The sequence below is a fragment of the Escherichia sp. Marseille-Q3837 genome, assembly GCF_916618735.1.
GTDB lineage: Bacteria > Pseudomonadota > Gammaproteobacteria > Enterobacterales > Enterobacteriaceae > Escherichia > Escherichia ruysiae.
The window spans coordinates 2782548-2800045 of record NZ_CAKAKC010000001.1; the positions used below are offsets into that span (position 1 = coordinate 2782548).

The window sequence follows — 17498 nt, forward strand, 5'->3', positions numbered from 1 at the left end:
ATGACAGACATTATACCTAACATTATAGTTTCCATGCCTAATCAATTGTTCACAATGTCAAGAACATTTAAATCAGTATCGAATGGAAGCATTTATATCGGGAAGCCTGATACCGATCCGACTAATCCAGATAATCAAGTGGATGTTTATTTTGAGAATGAGAATGGAAAATATATTAAGGTTTCTCAACCAATAAAAATAAGTCAAGCTGGGCAGCCTGTATTGAATGGTCAATTCGGTAAGTTTGCGACTATAAAAAATCACTCAATGGCGATTTTTGATGCGTATGGCTCTCAGCAGCACTATTTCCCAAATGTAATGAAATATGCTCCAGATCAGTTAAGGCAGGAATTAACTAATTTTTCTGGTGAAAATTCTCCTGGTTATGCTGACCCAAGTAATACGGTATGGGGAATTGATGCATTTTCTTCTAATGAATATGCGAAAAATAATGCTTTTTTCGGAGTTGGAGCAGGATCATCAATTATAGGTAACGAGTCAGATGAGGCTGTTGGTGCGGAAAATACTGGTATTGGTAGACGAGCCGGTGCAAGCCTTACAACAGGACAGCGCAATGTTCTACTTGGACATGAGGCTGGAGCACTGTTAACTACAGGTAGTTGTAATATTTTTATTTACGCTCAAAGTTCTTCTTATGCCAACTATAAAACCGGTAGTTATAATGTAGTGGTCGGTTATAACGCTGGCAAACTATTAACATCAGGAGAGAGAAATGTTTCAGTTGGTACGGATGCAGGGTCACGAACAACAACAGGAAGAGATAACGTTGCTGTCGGTCAAGCAGCAATGCAAAATAACTCAACTGGTGGTGGTAATACCTATATAGGAGCATTCTCTGGTGCTGAGACGGGAACTGGCGGTAATAATCTTGCTGCAGGTCGCTCTGCCTTATTTAGAAATGTGGATGGTTCTGGAAACGTTGCACTAGGACGTGAGGCTTCTCTTGGTTTGTCTTCATATGGGGAATCTCCCAATAATATTGTTGCTATAGGGTATCAAGCTGCATGGTCACAGAATGGATTAAATGGTGTTGTTTTTTGTGGGATGCAAGCAGGATATAAAGCAACAAAAATGAATGATTCAGTTCTTATTGGTAGGGCTTCCGGCTTTAATTTAACAACAGGAAGTGATAATGTTTTTGTTGGTGCAGCGTCAGGAGATAGTGAGACTACTGGAACCCAATTAGTATATCTTGGACATCAAGCTGGTAGGTTTTTGATTGATGGGACACCTGCAAAAGAGAAATTAAATTGTGTAGCTTTAGGATGCCGTGCCAGAGTTGGTGGAGATCATGAGATTCAGTTAGGAAATTCTTCTCAGACAGTTTATGTATATGGTACGGTGCAAACTCGGTCTGATGAGCGTGATAAAGCAGATAAACGAATAATAGACGGAGAACTTGCTGTATCATTCGTCCGTGGAATAATCCCATATTTTTATAAGTGGGATTTTCGTGATGATTATATAGAAGAATACAATGTAAAAATTGGTGATGATTCTAATGGCAATCCGATTTTTGAAACTAGAATTCATCAACATGAAAAAGATGGCAGTAGAAAAAGGAAAAGAGAACATGCCGGGTATCTTGCACAGCAAGTTAAAGAATTACTTGATCGACTTGGAATTGACTGTGGTATATATCAAGATCATCTAGTAAACAATGGATGCGATGTAAAAACAATTGCCTACGAACAGGTTATACCGTTTGTTACAAAGGCTATAGATGTTGCATTTTCAAGGATAGAGGGGTTAGAGCAAAGATTGAACAAACTCGAAAACCTATAACGTGTAATGGATCTTCCATGGAATTGGAAGGTCGTTTATACTACCAGAGATAGATTGTATCGATTGTTATGACTGTTTATGTAGTGCGGATAATATTTTTATGGAAAATATATTCAGTGAATTTGAAAGTGGTAATGAAATATATGTACATCCATCAGTACTCATTGACAAAAGTGTTAAAGTTAATGTGCAGGGTAGCGGGCATAAAATTACAATAGATGAAGGTGTAGTTCTTAGAAATTTAAGAATAAACATCATTGGTGAGAATAATACCTTACATATTAAAAAAAAGAGCAATATAAGAGGCTGTATTGATATTCGGCAAAACAGTTCAAAGTTAATTATTGGAAGCGGGACGACCACCGCTGGTGTGCATTTCTTCGCAATGGAAGGTAAATCAATTACAATTGGTGACGATTGCATGTTCTCTAGTTCTATTTATATTAGAACTTCAGATGAGCATCCTATTATTGATATTGAAAGTGGAGAGAGGATAAATCACGCAAAAGATATTGTTATCTCAGACCATGTGTGGGTTGGTGAAGGTGTCACAATAAACAAAGGTTCTGTAATACCATATGGGTGTATTATTGGCACTAAGTCATTAGTTGGTAAAAAACTATCAAGACCATCATCATCTTATGCTGGAATACCATTGAGACTCATCCGTGAGGGTGTTAGGTGGGAGCGAAAATTATAATTTCTTCTGTCGCTATTATAGCGATGTGACGGAGTTATTTAAAAATAATTAAACATATTATATATAGTGTTGGGGAATCTATTGATAACCCAACATTATGAGTTTGGTTATTTTCATAGTTATAACTAAAGTGTTTTTTGATATCGCAATAGCGAACTTTTTGTTCGTTGCATTACTCACTAAAGGTTAATCTTCCCATTAAGCTAGTCCACCCACCACTGCATCATTTCTCTGCGCTTAACGTAGCGGATGCCTCACTATCACACGGTGATGGTTCATTACTGGTTTGCAGAATGGATAGAGAACTGAGGATAAAAGATATCCCAAAACCCCAAAATCTCATCTTTAGGATTTGCAGAAAGGGAGGTGTGAACAGATACCTGCGCATGAAGACGGAACTGGTCCAGATGTGATATTTGTGGTGATCGCATACATCATCAACGATGCGCGTTATGGTGAGTTTGTTGACTACCCGCTGAAGTGAAAATTGCGTTGCGTACCAAATTGCGTACCAAACTAAAATCACAAATCATGAAACCCTTGTTCATGGCCGTTCTCAGGGGTGTTTCGCGTAATCGTGAAACAAAAAGGTAGATTGTTGCTTACCGTCATTCATCATTAGGTTAAATCCGTTATTTCTGCTGTATGTCAGAGTATCAAATATCACCGTGCTAATCAGCTTTAGAGCGACAATTTGACAGGGAGTAGCAACTGATAATGTCAGATTAAAAATGAGATAAATGTCACATTTTCTTGCACTTTATTCCAGCCAGTTCATCAGGATTTCCGTAAAAAGAACTGCTATTTGAAACTCCTGAGGATTTGCTGTTGAAACGCCGTCTTATTATTGCTGCTTCTTTGTTCGTTTTTAATTTATCGTCTGGTTTTGCGGCGGAAAATATTCCCTTTTCACCCCAGCCTCCACAAATTCATGCGGGATCATGGGTCTTGATGGATTACACAACCGGTCAGATCCTCACGGCGGGTAATGAGCATCAACAACGCAATCCTGCCAGCCTGACTAAGCTGATGACTGGCTATGTCGTTGATCGTGCAATCGATAGCCATCGTATTACGCCAGACGATATTGTTACGGTGGGGCGCGATGCATGGGCGAAAGATAATCCGGTATTCGTCGGTTCTTCACTGATGTTTTTGAAAGAGGGCGATCGCGTATCGGTACGTGATTTAAGCCGTGGTTTAATTGTGGACTCTGGCAATGACGCTTGTGTTGCACTGGCTGATTATATTGCCGGTGGGCAACGGCAGTTTGTCGACATGATGAACAATTATGCTGAGAAGTTACATCTTCAGGATACGCATTTTGAAACAGTGCATGGTCTGGATGCACCCGGTCAGCACAGTTCGGCCTATGATTTAGCCGTCCTTTCTCGCGCTATCATCCACGGCGAGCCTGAGTTTTATCATATGTACAGCGAAAAAAGCCTCACCTGGAACGGTATCACCCAGCAAAACCGTAACGGATTATTGTGGGATAAGACCATGAATGTTGACGGCCTGAAAACCGGGCATACTTCCGGTGCCGGGTTTAATCTCATTGCGTCGGCGGTGGATGGTCAGCGTCGTCTCATTGCGGTGGTGATGGGGGCTGACAGCGCAAAAGGTCGCGAAGAAGAAGCCAGGAAACTGTTGCGTTGGGGGCAACAGAACTTTACTACGGTGCAAATTTTACACCGGGGGAAAAAGGTTGGCACAGAACGAATCTGGTATGGCGATAAAGAAAACATCGCTCTGGGAACGGAACAAGAGTTCTGGATGGTGCTGCCAAAAGCGGAGATTCCTAATATCAAAGCAAAATACACCCTTGATGGTAAAGAACTGACCGCGCCAATTAGCGCCCATAAGCGGGTTGGGGAAATTGAACTTTATGACCGCGATAAACCGGTGGCGCACTGGCCGCTGGTCACCCTGGAATCTGTCGGAAAAGGCGGTATGTTTTCCCGGCTGAGTGATTATTTCGAGCATAAAGCCTGACCTTTCTTACGCCGCAGACTGGCAGGAGTGCGAGTCTGCTCGCATAATCAACACTCATTCCTTGTGGTTTTTATATTACAAGTCATGCTGTATATAAAACCAGTATAAGTGGAGGCGTCATGAACTACGAGATTAAACAGGAAGATAAACGTACCGTTGCAGGTTTCCATCTCGTTGGCCCGTGGGAACAAACGGTAAAGCAAGGTTTTGAGCAGTTGATGATGTGGGTTGATAACAAAAATATTGTTCCGAAGGAGTGGGTGGCGGTCTATTACGATAATCCAGATGAAACACCTGCCGAAAAGTTACGTTGTGACACCGTAGTTTCGGTGGCAGATAGTTTCACACTTCCCGAAAACAGTGAGGGCGTCATCCTGACAGAAATTTCGGGTGGTCAGTATGCGGTGGCGGTAGCCCGCGTAGAGGGGGATGATTTTGCGAAACCCTGGTATCAGTTCTTTAACAGCCTCTTGCAGGACAGTGCTTACGAAATGTTACCAAAACCCTGTTTTGAGGTTTATCTGAACAATGGCGCGCAAGATGGTTATTGGGATATCGAAATGTATGTCGCGGTGCAGCCAAAACGGCGCTGATAAATGACGTCGGGTCAGAGGTTAACCTGATTGCCACGCTGTTTTTCGTTATGTAAAAGAGTAAGATCCGTCTTCAGTTTTCTGACAACCAAACCGGGAACGTCCGCTATTCCCGGTTTGCCGGACAGATTTGTTACGTAGCGTTATTGCACCTGGTTTGTCAGATTGCATTATGATCGTTTTTTCCCTCTTTCACGGAGTGCCCGCGTGCGTGCCGATAAGTCCTTAAGCCCGTTCGAAATTCGAGTCTACCGTCATTACCGCATTGTTCATGGTACTCGTGTTGCGCTGGCGTTCTTGCTCACCTTTCTCATCATTCGCCTGTTTACTATTCCGGAAAGCACCTGGCCGTTGGTCACTATGGTGGTGATCATGGGGCCAATTTCGTTCTGGGGTAACGTTGTCCCTCGTGCGTTTGAACGTATTGGCGGTACGGTGTTTGGCTCGATTTTAGGTCTTATTGCTCTGCGACTGGAGTTAATCTCTTTACCGCTGATGTTAGTCTGGTGCGCGGCTGCCATGTTTCTTTGTGGCTGGCTGGCACTCGGCAAGAAACCGTATCAAGGTTTATTGATTGGTGTGACGCTGGCAATTGTTGTTGGTTCCCCAACAGGTGAAATTGATACGGCATTATGGCGAAGTGGCGATGTGATCCTCGGCTCTTTACTGGCAATGCTGTTTACCGGTATCTGGCCGCAACGAGCGTTCATCCACTGGCGCATTCAACTGGCGAAAAGTCTGACCGAGTATAATCGGGTCTATCAATCTGCATTCTCACCGAACTTACTTGAACGCCCACGACTGGAAAGCCATCTGCAAAAACTCCTGACCGATGCCGTGAAAATGCGAGGGCTGATTGCACCAGCCAGCAAAGAAACCCGCATTCCAAAATCGATATATGAAGGTATCCAGACTATTAATCGTAATCTGGTTTGTATGCTGGAGCTGCAAATCAATGCCTACTGGGCCACGCGTCCCAGTCATTTCGTGTTATTGAACGCGCAAAAACTGCGTGATACACAGCACATGATGCAGCAAATAGTGCTGAGCCTTGTTCATGCGCTGTATGAAGGTAATCCGCAGCCGGTTTTTGCCAATACGGAAAAATTGAACGATGCTGTGGAAGAGTTGCGTCAGTTGCTCGATAGCCACCATGACCTGAAGGTCGTGGAAACGCCGATTTATGGCTATGTGTGGCTGAACATGGAAACGGCACATCAGCTTGAGTTGCTATCGAATCTGATTTGCCGGGCCTTGCGCAAATAATTCCTGAACTTCAGAATCATCTTGCAGCTGCTTCGATTCAGCAAGGATAAAGGGTATGATAATGAAAAGGGATAAAAGCATTGTCATCTGCGGCAGCTATGAGTAATGTTGGCCGCTAACGAATAGCGGTTGCCTAAACGAATCCGACTCTCACATTATCAGGGGTATAAAAATGGAAACTACCAAGCCTTCATTCCAGGACGTACTGGAATTTGTTCGTCTGTTCCGCCGTAAGAACAAACTGCAACGTGAAATCCAGGACGTTGAGAAAAAGATCCGTGACAACCAGAAGCGTGTCCTGCTGCTGGACAACCTGAGCGATTACATTAAGCCTGGGATGAGCGTAGAAGCAATCCAGGGCATCATTGCCAGCATGAAAGGTGACTATGAAGATCGCGTTGATGATTACATCATCAAAAACGCCGAGCTCTCCAAAGAACGCCGCGATATCTCCAAAAAGCTGAAAGCTATGGGCGAAATGAAAAACGGCGAAGCGAAGTAATTTCTGCTTTATTCGATGAGGGTTGCCCGGCAACCCTCATTATTCATTGACTCTTTTCTGTGTATCACAAGTCATCATTCCCATCTGATAACCTATCAAAATTAGCGACAGCCTTCTTCTGTATGCAGCAAGGCAAAAAGCTCTGCAACTCCGATGTTATTAACCGCACAGGTCACTAACACGTTGCGCGCTCCAGCTTCCCGTAACCAGCATTTCACCAAAGATATTTGTTCCATGCTGGCTAAATCTGCTTTGGTTACTACTCCAATGACCGGGCGATTCATTGACGAGGTAAAGCCTGGCGAAAAAGGTGACCACGGTGCGTCCGCATTAAGCACAAGCGCGATAATGTCCGCTTCGCAGGCACTGACCAGCAGTGCGCTGTAAAAACTACGGTTTTCGAGGTATTCGCCTGGTGTGTCAATGGTGGCTGGTGACCAGACAATGGCCTGCGTTTTCTGATACTGAAGATCTTCTCCGCGCAGACATTGCGTGAGTGATGTTTTTCCGCACTGACTGGGGCCAATGAGCATCATACGTTGCATAACGTCAGGTCCGTGTAATGGGGCAGGCGGTAAAGTGCATCATTTCACCCAGCGTGCGGGTAACCTGATTAAGTGCATATTCGATAGCTGAAACATCGCCAGTCAGTACTACGGCACCAGTAAAACGATCAAGAAAACCAATTTCTACAGCTCCCGACTTTGTGGCGATATCGCACGCGATAATAGACGCTTCGCTGGGGGTAATCGTCAGAATGCCAATGGCGGAAACGGTATCTGGTAAACCTAATTTCTTAAACAGCTCCTTCCCTGGGTTAGCAATGACATGCGCCAGCGTAACCTGTTTACCGGGGACATATTCCTGAATCATCCGTTCAGTAGCGTGCTGAGTTGTCATTATCCCTCCACCATCTGACGCCACAAGGCTTCATGCGGACGGGCAATTACCGAGCGATAGACCAGCAATCCTTTTTCCCCCGCGCGCTCGCTGGCGACAGAGACCGCATTATTAACATCTGAAATATCGCCAGCAACCACCATGTAGCATTTACCGCCAATACCGAAGGCCATATGCACGCGAACGAGAGTGACATTCGCAGCTTTAACTGCGCAATCGGCTGCGTCAATGCAGGCTGCGACACTCCAGGTTTCGACCACACCGATAGCCTGACGCTGTTCAACATGGTTCAGTCCGCTGATTGCGGGCAGAATGCTGGGATGAATATTAGGGAGGATCAGGCTGTCGACCAGCATTTCACCTGCAAGGGATGCGCCGCTGCTGATGGCCTGTTGCACCGCACCGACATCGCCACCGAGCATCAGCAGAAATTTCCCGGGACATAGCGTTTTGCTGACCAGTAACTCAACATTGGCGCTTTTCAGCATGGCATCGCCGGTTTCCATCCCTTTTGCGATACTGCTAAGTTCTAAAATACCTACCGCTTTCGACATGGTTAACCTCTCACAACCGTAATAGCGTTTTCTGTCACATCGCTGACCGTGCCATTAATACTGGCATGAATGGGAGCACCTAATGTGCCGTGTGGAATTTGGCCTACACATTGTCCACGAACGACACGATCGCCTTTTTGTACACACGCAATTGCGCTGGCACCGATATGCTGGCGTAACAATAGAGTCACTTTTTCGGGCTGAGGCACCTGTTCAGACAATGGCGCATCCTGATACCACGGGGTTAATCCCAGTTTGGTTACCAGCCGTTTTACTGGGATCAGCCGATAATTTGCCATGACATCCTCAGGATTTAAGGCACCTTCGTAGCGGAGATTTTTGGCGCGTAATTCCTGCTTAAGCAGGCGGTTTATGCGCATCGGCGAAATACCTACCGGACAGGCGACACTGGCGCAGACGTTGCACTCCGAACAGGTGAGAGCTGTCAGTAACAGTTGTGGTGTAGCGAGCTGTTGATAGTTAACCGCACGTACTAACAAATGTGGCGACAGTTCGTGACCAATTAAATGACGCGGGCAGAGATCGGTACATAAGCGGCATTGCTCACAAACGGTTTTCGCGACGGCAAGTACGCTACGGTCATCCTGCATTTGACGTTGGATGATTGAATGAGAATTGGGTAAAACCAGCAAGCCGCCAGTGGTTTTGCTGATTGGCGTGTCGAGCGATGTGATCAAACTACCCATCATCGGACCGCCATTGATAAAACCAGGATTATCCACTGTTGCGCCGCCCGCCAGCGCCAGTACTTCGCGTAAAGACATCCCGATGGGAACGGTCACTGTGATTGGTTTAGCCACGGCACCATTAACAGTAAGCGTGCGTCGCGTCACCGGATACTGTTGTTCAACGGCTCTGGCAATATTCAGTACGGTTTGCACATTATTGACCACCACACCGACACTAACGGGTAACGCAGCGGGAGGAACGCGGCGACCTGTTGCCATCCAGATGGTTAGCACTTCGTCTCCTGCGGGGTAAACGTCGGGCAAAATATGCAGGCGGATATCCGGCGGAAGCAATGATGTGAGTGCGTTTATTGCTGGTTGATACTTCTCTTTCAGCGCGATAATTCCGCTCCTGGCTCCGGTGGCTTTCATCGCATAGTGAACACCACGAATCAGGCGGCTGGCTTGTTGTGCCATTAGCTGTTGATCCACTTTCAACATTGGTTCGCATTCCGCCGCATTCACCAGGAAAGTGTCAACCCGCGCCTGTAGCTTAATATGTGTTGGAAAGCCTGCGCCACCAGCGCCCACGACGCCTGCTGCCTGTACTCGCTCGCGGATCGTCTGTTCGTCAAAGGACATTAACTCGCCGTTCATACCAACTCCTCAAGCATTTCTGCTATAGCGATGGCATCAGCCGCTCGTGGATTGGTACGCAGTGTGGCATCCGCCAGCGCAGCCCGAACCATATCTGGAATACGTGATGACCATTCTGCTTTTTTATCTTTCAGTGCATTGGCGAGAGTCGGCATTGAACAGGCTTTTTTTAGCTGTTCAATATGTTGAATGAGTGCATTCAGGCTTGCGGTGTCATTGGCATCGTCAGGGCATAAATGGCACGTTTTCGCCAGCCGGGCATAGCGTTTGGCAGCACGCGGATCGCCAGCATTAAAACGAATAACCGTCGTAAGCAGGAGCGCATTCGCCAGGCCGTGTGGCAGATGAAACTGCCCGCCGAGTTGATGGGCAATTGCATGATTTAACCCAAGCCCAGCCTGACTAAAGGCCATTCCTGCAAGCGTAGAGGCATTATGCATTTTGCCGCGAGTAGCAAGACAATCGCCTTTATTCACTGCTGTGGGCAGGTAGTGAAAAACAATTTGCACGGCTTTTTCGGCCAGTGCATCCGTGAAGTCACTGGCATGGGGAGAAACATAAGATTCAAGGGCATGGGTTAAAACATCCATTCCGGTATTGGCAGTTATCGCGGCTGGCACACTGACGACCAGCGAGGGATCGAGAACCGCTATATCCGGATAAAGCGCATTATCGAAAAGAGGATATTTAATCCCTTTATCGGGATCGCTGATGACACAGGCGCTGGTCACTTCCGAACCGGTGCCGCTGGTGGTGGGAATAGCAACGCAGGTTTCAATCTCAATAGCACACTGGCGACTAAACCAGACAATCGCTTTTGCGGCGTCCAGTGCAGAGCCTCCGCCAAAACCGATAACCACATCCGGGCGTAAAGTCTGCATTTGTGCAATGCCTTTTACCACAGTCTGGATCGTTGGATCGGGCGTTATTTCGCTAAAAATACTGATGCGGTTGCTATCAGGCAACGACTGACACAACGTGTCAATCAATGGCGAACCAGCCAGGAAGGCGTCGCAAATAATCCAGATGTGCTTATTGGTGAAACGGCTAAGGACTTTGAGACTTCCCAAACCGCTGTATAAACGCGTCTGCAATGAAAAAGTATTCATTTCCGTTTCTCTAGCGAATGGAAAAGCCACTGGTTAACACGCAGCGTCGTGAGCGGGCAAAAGTCCGTGCTGACGTTGTCCCTTCGCCAGTCGGTGTAGCAATGGTGAAGGTCGTAAAGCCTTCGCCGCCGACGCCAATACCCGCCCAGGAGGGGCCGTTTTTGACAAAGATTGAGGTTTGCATAACGCGCGCAGCAAGGTTGAGTCGTGAGACGTTCTGCGAGTGCATAATTGCCGTGTGGTGCAAACCGTCTTCGACTTTCAGCGCCAGGGTGAGGGCGCTGTCAAAATCGTTGACTTTTACAATGGGTAGCATCGGCATCAGTTGTTCACAGGTAACCCAGTTATCATCGGCGTCAACAACGGCAATCAGTAATCGTGGCATTTTCTGCGGTAGAGGAATTCCAGCCGCTTCCAGAAGATGGCATGGGCTTTTTCCGACCAGTTTTTTGTTGGCGACGCCGTCGGGCAGACAAACGGCGCGCAATTTTTCAGTTTGCTGATGGTTAAGAAGAAATGCGCCAAAACTTTGCATCTGTTGAATTAAATACTCTGCCACTGACGCTACGACAATCAGGCTTTTTTCAGCGATACATGGCAGGTTGTAATCGAAAGAAGCGCCGTTGATGATGTCTTCGGCGGCTTTCACAATATCCGCCGTTTCATCGACGATACACGGCGGGTTACCCGCACCGGCACCAATCACTTTCTTACCACTTTTCATTCCCATCGCGACGATACCCGGACCGCCGGTAATCGCCAGAACGCTGATTTTATGGTGCGCCATCATCTGTTCGGTGGCTGTAAAGGTCGGTTCAGTTACGGTAACGATCAGGTTATGAATGCCACTACAGCGAAACGCGATGTCTTCGATTATGGCAATGAGTTTCAGCGATACGTTTTTGGCTCCCGGATGAGGACTGAAGTAGATGCTATTGCCTGCTGCCAACATGCTGATGCTGTTATTAATGACGGTTTCCGTAGGATTGGTACTCGGCGTGACCGAGCCAATAACACCAAACGGAGAGTATTCAAATAAAACCATGCCACCATCACCGGTTAGTGCCGTGGTGGTTAAATCTTCAATTCCTGGCGTGTTATCAAGTGCCGCTTTGTTTTTTAGATACTTATCTTCTTTATTTCCCATCCCCGTTTCGCTGGCGCTTTCTTCTGCCAGTTCGGTAAGGCGGGGCGTTAATTCTTCGCGAATGGCGCTGATAATGGCGCTGCGGGTTTTAAGCGAACACTGTTGAAAGCGCAAAAAGGCCTGGTGTGCAGCGCAGACGGCCTCATCGACAGTCTGGAAAATACCATTTCTTTGTATTTGTAAGGCACTGGGCATCAGTTTTTCGCGCAGGATATTGCGGATAATCATTTCTAATTCAGTCGGATTCATTGGTTTGCTCCTGCATTAATTGCTGCCATTGCGGCTTGTGCAATATCCATATCTTGTTCAACGCTACCACCGCTGATGCCAAGTCCCCCAAGCAATATCCCGTCTCGCCAGAGAGGAAAACCACCACCAAAAGTGACGACTTTGCCTTGCATATGGCTTTCGAGCCCGTAAAGTGGCGCTCCGGGTTGTACGGCGTCAGCAAGTTTGTGTGTTGCCGTTTTCATCGCCACGGCGGTCCAGGCTTTTTTCGGTGCCAGCTCACTGCTGACCAGCAGTGCATCGGGCATCCGCCAGGTAACACTTTCTGTCCCGTTGGCATCAACAATGCTGATGACAACGGGAATATGTAGTTCATCCGCGCGTATTGCCGCACTACGAATGAGCTGGTGAAGATCCTGAAAAGTGAGCGGCATCGTGCGTTCCTTCAATGCTGGAGTGTGATTGGCTTCGTGATAACGTTTTGTGATTTCCCGAATCATCAGGTTTTGATGAACAACGTTGTCTTCCACGCGGGCGAGGGCATACAAGCAATCGGAAAGTCGGTTGATATAGTGCAACAAAACATGGCGGACGGTGGCTTCCGTTGTCAGTTCAACCAGACGTCTTTCAGCCCGCCGGGCTACCGTGCGGGCGACATGCATACGGCTCGCGGCTTCACAACGACCAGGCAGTATGAAGCTGTGAACTGGAGGGACAGCGTTCATTGCGCTGTCGATCGCTTTTTCCAGCGCGGCAATTTCTTCTGTTCCGATGTAACGCTGCTGCGCTGACGGCTGTTCGCTTTCACTGGCGAGCTCGGCGCTAAACCAAAATATTTGTTGCTGAATAGCTTCCAGTAAGATGCGATGGCTTTCGATGGAGGTGGCGCAATAACACAGACTGAGTGTTGCGTTTAGCTCATCCAGCGTGCCATAGGCTTCGACACGTCGATGAGTTTTACTGACACGCTGTCCGGTAAATAGAGACGTACTTCCTGAATCACCTGTTCGGGTATAAATTGCCATCGTTAAAGTCCTTAGCGTGAAAGCGTATCGACAATGCCGACCACTGCCAGATCAATGGCTTCGTTGGGGCCGGAAAAAACATGTCTGGCGCTGGAGCCGCTGCTGAGGAGTACCAGTTCACCAACGCCTGCGCCGACTGAATCAACGGCAACTTCGTCGCCGGTTAACGGTGTAAGAGGCAATTCGCCGTCGGCACTGACCCGGCGAACCAACAGCAGTTTTTTCCCGATCAGAGAAGGTGATTTTTGCGTGGATACCACCGCGCCGGTGACTCGAGCCAGATGCATGGGTTACTCCTGCCTGATTAACTGAATGTTTCGGGTAATTGCCGCTTCACGCGCAAGTGCGGTCACACAACATTTCCGCTGTAGTACCAGTATCCCCGCGCATAACGGCGCTACGTCGGCATAACTTAAAAGTCGACCACGATGAAGGTGGATTGGTTGTCCTTGTTCGTCGCACCAGCTTAGCGGTAGACGGGCGAGAGTCTTCAATTCAATGGCGTTCAGTAAATGACGCTGCAACGATAATTGAAGGTGCATTCCCCATGCTAACGCCTCGTGAAGGTGGGTTACTGCTCCGCCTGACGTATCGTTCTCTGCAAGCTGTCGCAACAACGGCAGATCGACGTATCGAATTTGTAACGATGCATACTGATGAACTATCTTGTGAACGCTGGCTTCTCGCAGTTGCGAAACGGTCAGCGTGAGTGTTTTTTCCGCACGTTGTTTCAGGCGAAAAATCACTTCGTCAACAATGCGTTGCATCAGCACATGATTCATGGCAGCGCCACCAGCATGGCAAAAACGTCAGGATTATCAGCGCCTGCAGCGTTGGCTTCGTCGGTATCAATATGCATTTCAAGACGCATATCCGGTGAGACGCGAACAGCCACGTTATCGAATATCAGTCGTCGCTCATCACCTTCAATGGCGACAGCCACTTTATCGCCATGCGTAACGCCATAAATCAGGGCATCAAGCGGAGACATATGGATATGCCGTTGCGCGACAATTACGCCAGAAGCGATTTCCAGTTCGGCAAACGGACTTATCAGCCGAATCCCCGGTGTGCCGCTGAGATCGCCTGACATGCGTAGCGGAGCGGTGATCCCCAACGTTCTGGCATCTGTCCGGGAAATTTCCACCTGGCTTGCGTTGCGTAGCGGTCCCAACAAGCGAACGTTGTGCAATTTGCCTTTTGGTCCCACCAGCGTAACAACTTGTTCAGCAGCGAATTGACCTGGTTGCAATAACGGTTTTTTCTCGCTGATCGGTTGTTCAGGAAAAAGGCGCACATAATCCGCAGTCGAAAGGTGAATATGACGACTGGAGACGCCCAGAGGGATAGGGCGCTCGCGCATCTCATCCAGAACCTGGCTCACTGTTTCTTGCAAGGTTTGTTTGTCCATTGTTACTCCTCTCGCTTATCGGAGTGGAGGCAAAGTGAACGTGGCTCACCTTTTTGCCGTTGACACGCCGGATCAAGACACAAATTACAACTGATACTCTCCGGGGTGACTGTGGCTGCTGGTGTTTCGCTAGCTTCAACCCTTACATTCAATGCTTCTGTTGTGCGGGACAGTATTCCCTCTCCCGGACGGGCAATTGCTTTGTGCGCGACAAGGGCATTTCGCTGCCCGGCGAAGCTGGCACCCGTCTCGATCGCTGCATTAACCGAGGCGACGTCACCGGTGATTTTAATGAGCGTCCAGCCTGAGCCATTGGTCTTCTCAAGACCAACCAGCGTGATGGACGCGGCTTTTGCCATAACATCCGCGCAACTGATGGCGAGTGCCAGACCACTGACTTCAAGTAATCCCAGTGATTGCTTCACGCTGTGCTCCTTAGCGAATTGGGTTATGCAGATTTTGGTAAAATGGCCTCAACATCGCTGTGCGGCCGTGGGATGACATGGCAGGATTTCACTTCGCCAACGGCGCTTGCGGCGGCGCTCCCCGCGTCAACGGCGGCTTTTACTGCGCCAACATCGCCGCGCACCATCACTGTGATCAGACCTGAACCAATCTTTTCATAGCCGACCAGTTGTACGTTGGCGGATTTAACCATGGCGTCTGCGGCTTCAATCGCGCCGACTAACCCTTTTGTTTCAACCAGTCCCAGTGCGTTATTCATACGGTGTTTCTCCTGTGGATTATGAGTGGTATTCCTTGAAGGGAATCCCTTTGACCAGCCGGGCTGCGTTATTGCCGGTGCTGCGCCGGGCATGGTTATCTTGTTGATGCATCAGCGTAAACAGTGGCGCTGATGCCGGTAAGTTTTTGTAATGCACAATCAGTTTTTCCTGGTCACAGGCTATGCCAACCAACAGGGGAGACTGACGAGCAGCCTGCCAGGCGCTATCGATGATTTCACCTGATGGAATGTGTTGAATGCGAAAGGGAATACCTTCCTCTTCAATGCCAAGAAGAACCTCATTCCATTTATTGATACAGTCACCGATTTCAGTGACGACAATGGTTGGTGCTCGCTCTTTACTTTCCATGAACCGACGCCTTGTGCCAGGAGATGAGTAGCCCGGTAGCCACCGCATTGCGCGGGCCTTCTCTACCACGGATATTCCCGCGCCCTGCGACCAGTCGATAATGTGCCAACGCATCGGTGACTAACTGCGGGACTTCGAAATCCAGTGAAGAGCCGCCCACCAGAACGACGAACGGAATATTGCGAATATTTCCACCAGGACTCACCTGACGTAGTGCGCGCAGGGCGTTCGTTACGAAGACCCGCTCTTTTGCACTGCGACGAATGGTTCGCACTTTTTCCAGCGTTATATCACCGGGAATGGGCACCAGTTCGTCGGGTTTCACCACACAAACGCGGGCAAATACCTGAGGGGATAGTGGGGTAGGGAAGAACTGAACGCTGCCGTCTTCATGGCGTAAGTGGAACAGGCTTTCTACTTTTGCTAGTGGGTGTTTTTTGATCTCTTCTGCCAGATAGCGATCATTTAAGCTCAGTTCCCTGGCGATAATCATCGTCACCATGTCGCCCGCTCCCGCAAGGTGAGTGGCAATCATTTCCCCTTTTTGATTGATGATGGAGGCATCGGTAGAACCTGCGCCTAAGTCCAGAATTGCCAGGGGACGTGTAGTTCCTGGGGTAGTTAACGCTCCCTGAATGGCTGCCTCTGCTTCTGCGCCTCCGACCTGAACATCAACATGCAGTTTTTGCTTAATTTCACTGGCGATCATCGCCATTTGCAGACGGTCGGATTTCACCATTGACGCTATACCAACAGCCTGTTCCAGTGAAAATTCGCCTGCCAGACCACCGGTAACGCTGACGGGAACTGAGGTATCTATCGCCAATAAATCCTGAATAAAAATTTCGTTGCTGGGTTTATTGGTCAGCTCCGCCATGGTCTGGCGAACATTTTCCAGCATCCCGCCGATGTTGGTGCCCGGTTCGCCCGTCACATTTTCCAGTTTTGGGCATTCACCGACTGCTTTCATTATTGCATCGGCACCAGCGGCAACATCAACCCGAGTTGTGCGCCCGGCAGAAAGAAACTCGATATTTCCGGCGGGTATCGAACGGGCTTTAACGTCGCCAGAAGGCGTTTTCACGACCACAGCTGAACGGTTGCCGATTAGCGCCCGTGCGACAGGAACGATATTTTTAGTCTCTTCAGCATTGAGGGCGAAAACGGTGGCAATCCCATATGGGTTAGAAAGGGTTTCGATAACTTTCCCGGGAACAGCGACTTCAATAGCAGCTAACATGCCGAGCGGAATACGATCGATGTAGAGGACTTCATCAACAATGGGTAAAGGGTTTTCCAGTCGGTTACTGACCAGCACGCCATCGTCGCGTTGCAGAATAACGCCTGTCAGCTGATATCCGGCACGCACGGAGGCATTTATCATGGTTGCGATATCGGCAAAATCAAAAGCCGATGACACGACCAGAATGTACGGTGTGTCCGCCGGGCGTGTTAACAACTCTTGCGGAGTGATGGTGAGTCCTACACCCAGCCCCACTCCGCCTGGAGTTTTCGGGTTGTGACCGATCATGGTTGATTCAGTAATAATGGTTTCCGTAATGGTTTCCATCGCCACATCGCCAATAACCGGGGTTGCTTCGTTGATACGAATAAGCGAAATATCACTGACATTGATGCCGGCTTTTTTCGTTGCCTGCGCGAGCGCCTCCTGAATGCCATGTACGTTACGCAACGTACCTTTGATTCCGGTGGTTTCTGCCAGGGCGCTGCTCACGAACGACAATTCGCCAGACGTACTGAGCGTTGCCAGCGCAACCTCTGTGGATGAGTTGCCGATATCAATGCCTGCTATATATCGCAT

Annotated in this window: 20 protein-coding genes; 6 read left to right on the forward strand and 14 right to left on the reverse strand. The window is 48.2% G+C overall.

Going from position 1 to position 17498, the window contains the following annotated elements; translation table 11 throughout:
- The 6 genes from LG381_RS13180 (at nucleotide 1) to LG381_RS13205 (ending at nucleotide 6862) form a co-directional block, all read left to right on the forward strand.
- Entirely contained in the window at nucleotides 1–1806 is a 1806-nt protein-coding gene (locus LG381_RS13180) for a phage tailspike protein (RefSeq protein ID WP_021572783.1), read from the forward strand.
- 100 nt (nucleotides 1807–1906) lie between these two features.
- Nucleotides 1907–2506, forward strand: a complete 600-nt coding sequence (locus LG381_RS13185; RefSeq protein WP_225762521.1) for a hypothetical protein — start codon at nucleotides 1907–1909, stop codon at nucleotides 2504–2506.
- Nucleotides 2507–3334: 828 nt separating this feature from the next.
- The gene (gene dacD / locus LG381_RS13190) at nucleotides 3335–4501 is read left to right on the forward strand and encodes a serine-type D-Ala-D-Ala carboxypeptidase DacD (RefSeq protein WP_010347049.1); all 1167 of its coding nucleotides are present in this window, start codon (nucleotides 3335–3337) and stop codon (nucleotides 4499–4501) included.
- A gap of 119 nt (nucleotides 4502–4620) precedes the next feature.
- The gene (gene sbmC / locus LG381_RS13195; RefSeq protein WP_001105402.1) at nucleotides 4621–5094 is read left to right on the forward strand and encodes a DNA gyrase inhibitor SbmC; all 474 of its coding nucleotides are present in this window, start codon (nucleotides 4621–4623) and stop codon (nucleotides 5092–5094) included.
- Between the two features lie 207 nt (nucleotides 5095–5301).
- Nucleotides 5302–6360, forward strand: a complete 1059-nt coding sequence (locus LG381_RS13200; protein WP_001200875.1) for an FUSC family protein — start codon at nucleotides 5302–5304, stop codon at nucleotides 6358–6360.
- 172 nt (nucleotides 6361–6532) lie between these two features.
- Nucleotides 6533–6862 carry a DUF496 family protein gene (locus LG381_RS13205; RefSeq protein ID WP_000450409.1) on the forward strand — a complete coding sequence of 110 codons (330 nt, stop codon included), beginning with the start codon at nucleotides 6533–6535 and terminating at the stop codon, nucleotides 6860–6862.
- A gap of 101 nt (nucleotides 6863–6963) precedes the next feature.
- Here the strand turns inward: LG381_RS13205 and LG381_RS13210 are convergent, their stop codons facing one another.
- Genes LG381_RS13210 through LG381_RS13275 form a run of 14 tightly spaced genes read right to left on the reverse strand, consistent with a single transcriptional unit; the run spans nucleotide 6964 to nucleotide 17498 of the window.
- Nucleotides 6964–7407, reverse strand: coding sequence for a EutP/PduV family microcompartment system protein (locus tag LG381_RS13210; protein ID WP_225762522.1), 444 nt, complete (start codon nucleotides 7405–7407; stop codon nucleotides 6964–6966).
- A gap of 4 nt (nucleotides 7408–7411) precedes the next feature.
- The gene (pduU, locus tag LG381_RS13215) at nucleotides 7412–7762 is read right to left on the reverse strand and encodes a propanediol utilization microcompartment protein PduU (RefSeq protein WP_032225599.1); all 351 of its coding nucleotides are present in this window, start codon (nucleotides 7760–7762) and stop codon (nucleotides 7412–7414) included.
- Nucleotides 7762–8316 (reverse strand): propanediol utilization microcompartment protein PduT, encoded by a 555-nt coding sequence (gene pduT, locus LG381_RS13220; RefSeq protein WP_000030732.1) that lies wholly within the window; start codon nucleotides 8314–8316, stop codon nucleotides 7762–7764. Before pduT ends, pduU begins: the two co-directional genes overlap by 1 nt.
- A 2-nt stretch (nucleotides 8317–8318) precedes the next feature.
- Nucleotides 8319–9662, reverse strand: a complete 1344-nt coding sequence (locus LG381_RS13225) for a 4Fe-4S dicluster domain-containing protein (protein WP_225762523.1) — start codon at nucleotides 9660–9662, stop codon at nucleotides 8319–8321.
- A complete protein-coding gene (locus tag LG381_RS13230; RefSeq protein WP_001091430.1) occupies nucleotides 9659–10771 on the reverse strand; it encodes a 1-propanol dehydrogenase PduQ in 1113 nt (370 codons plus the stop codon). The genes LG381_RS13225 and LG381_RS13230 overlap by 4 nt, the downstream gene beginning before the upstream one ends.
- Before the next feature lie 10 nt (nucleotides 10772–10781).
- On the reverse strand, nucleotides 10782–12167 hold the full coding sequence (gene pduP / locus LG381_RS13235) for a CoA-acylating propionaldehyde dehydrogenase PduP (RefSeq protein ID WP_225762524.1): 1386 nt from the start codon (nucleotides 12165–12167) through the stop codon (nucleotides 10782–10784).
- A complete protein-coding gene (gene pduO / locus LG381_RS13240; protein ID WP_001029520.1) occupies nucleotides 12164–13171 on the reverse strand; it encodes a two-domain cob(I)yrinic acid a,c-diamide adenosyltransferase PduO in 1008 nt (335 codons plus the stop codon). Before pduO ends, pduP begins: the two co-directional genes overlap by 4 nt.
- Nucleotides 13172–13182: 11 nt before the next feature.
- Nucleotides 13183–13458 carry a propanediol utilization microcompartment protein PduN gene (pduN, locus tag LG381_RS13245; RefSeq protein ID WP_000549827.1) on the reverse strand — a complete coding sequence of 92 codons (276 nt, stop codon included), beginning with the start codon at nucleotides 13456–13458 and terminating at the stop codon, nucleotides 13183–13185.
- A 3-nt stretch (nucleotides 13459–13461) separates the two neighbouring features.
- The gene (gene pduM / locus LG381_RS13250) at nucleotides 13462–13953 is read right to left on the reverse strand and encodes a microcompartment protein PduM (RefSeq protein ID WP_001017044.1); all 492 of its coding nucleotides are present in this window, start codon (nucleotides 13951–13953) and stop codon (nucleotides 13462–13464) included.
- Nucleotides 13950–14582 (reverse strand): phosphate propanoyltransferase, encoded by a 633-nt coding sequence (locus LG381_RS13255; protein WP_000361049.1) that lies wholly within the window; start codon nucleotides 14580–14582, stop codon nucleotides 13950–13952. Before LG381_RS13255 ends, pduM begins: the two co-directional genes overlap by 4 nt.
- A gap of 2 nt (nucleotides 14583–14584) precedes the next feature.
- Nucleotides 14585–15007 (reverse strand): BMC domain-containing protein, encoded by a 423-nt coding sequence (locus tag LG381_RS13260; RefSeq protein ID WP_000814172.1) that lies wholly within the window; start codon nucleotides 15005–15007, stop codon nucleotides 14585–14587.
- A 23-nt stretch (nucleotides 15008–15030) separates the two neighbouring features.
- Nucleotides 15031–15306: a propanediol utilization microcompartment protein PduJ gene (gene pduJ, locus LG381_RS13265; RefSeq protein WP_001057752.1), complete on the reverse strand. Its 276-nt coding sequence runs from the start codon at nucleotides 15304–15306 to the stop codon at nucleotides 15031–15033.
- A 19-nt stretch (nucleotides 15307–15325) separates the two neighbouring features.
- Nucleotides 15326–15676: a glycerol dehydratase reactivase beta/small subunit family protein gene (locus LG381_RS13270; RefSeq protein WP_105290014.1), complete on the reverse strand. Its 351-nt coding sequence runs from the start codon at nucleotides 15674–15676 to the stop codon at nucleotides 15326–15328.
- Entirely contained in the window at nucleotides 15666–17498 is a 1833-nt protein-coding gene (locus LG381_RS13275) for a diol dehydratase reactivase subunit alpha (protein ID WP_225762525.1), read from the reverse strand. The genes LG381_RS13270 and LG381_RS13275 overlap by 11 nt, the downstream gene beginning before the upstream one ends.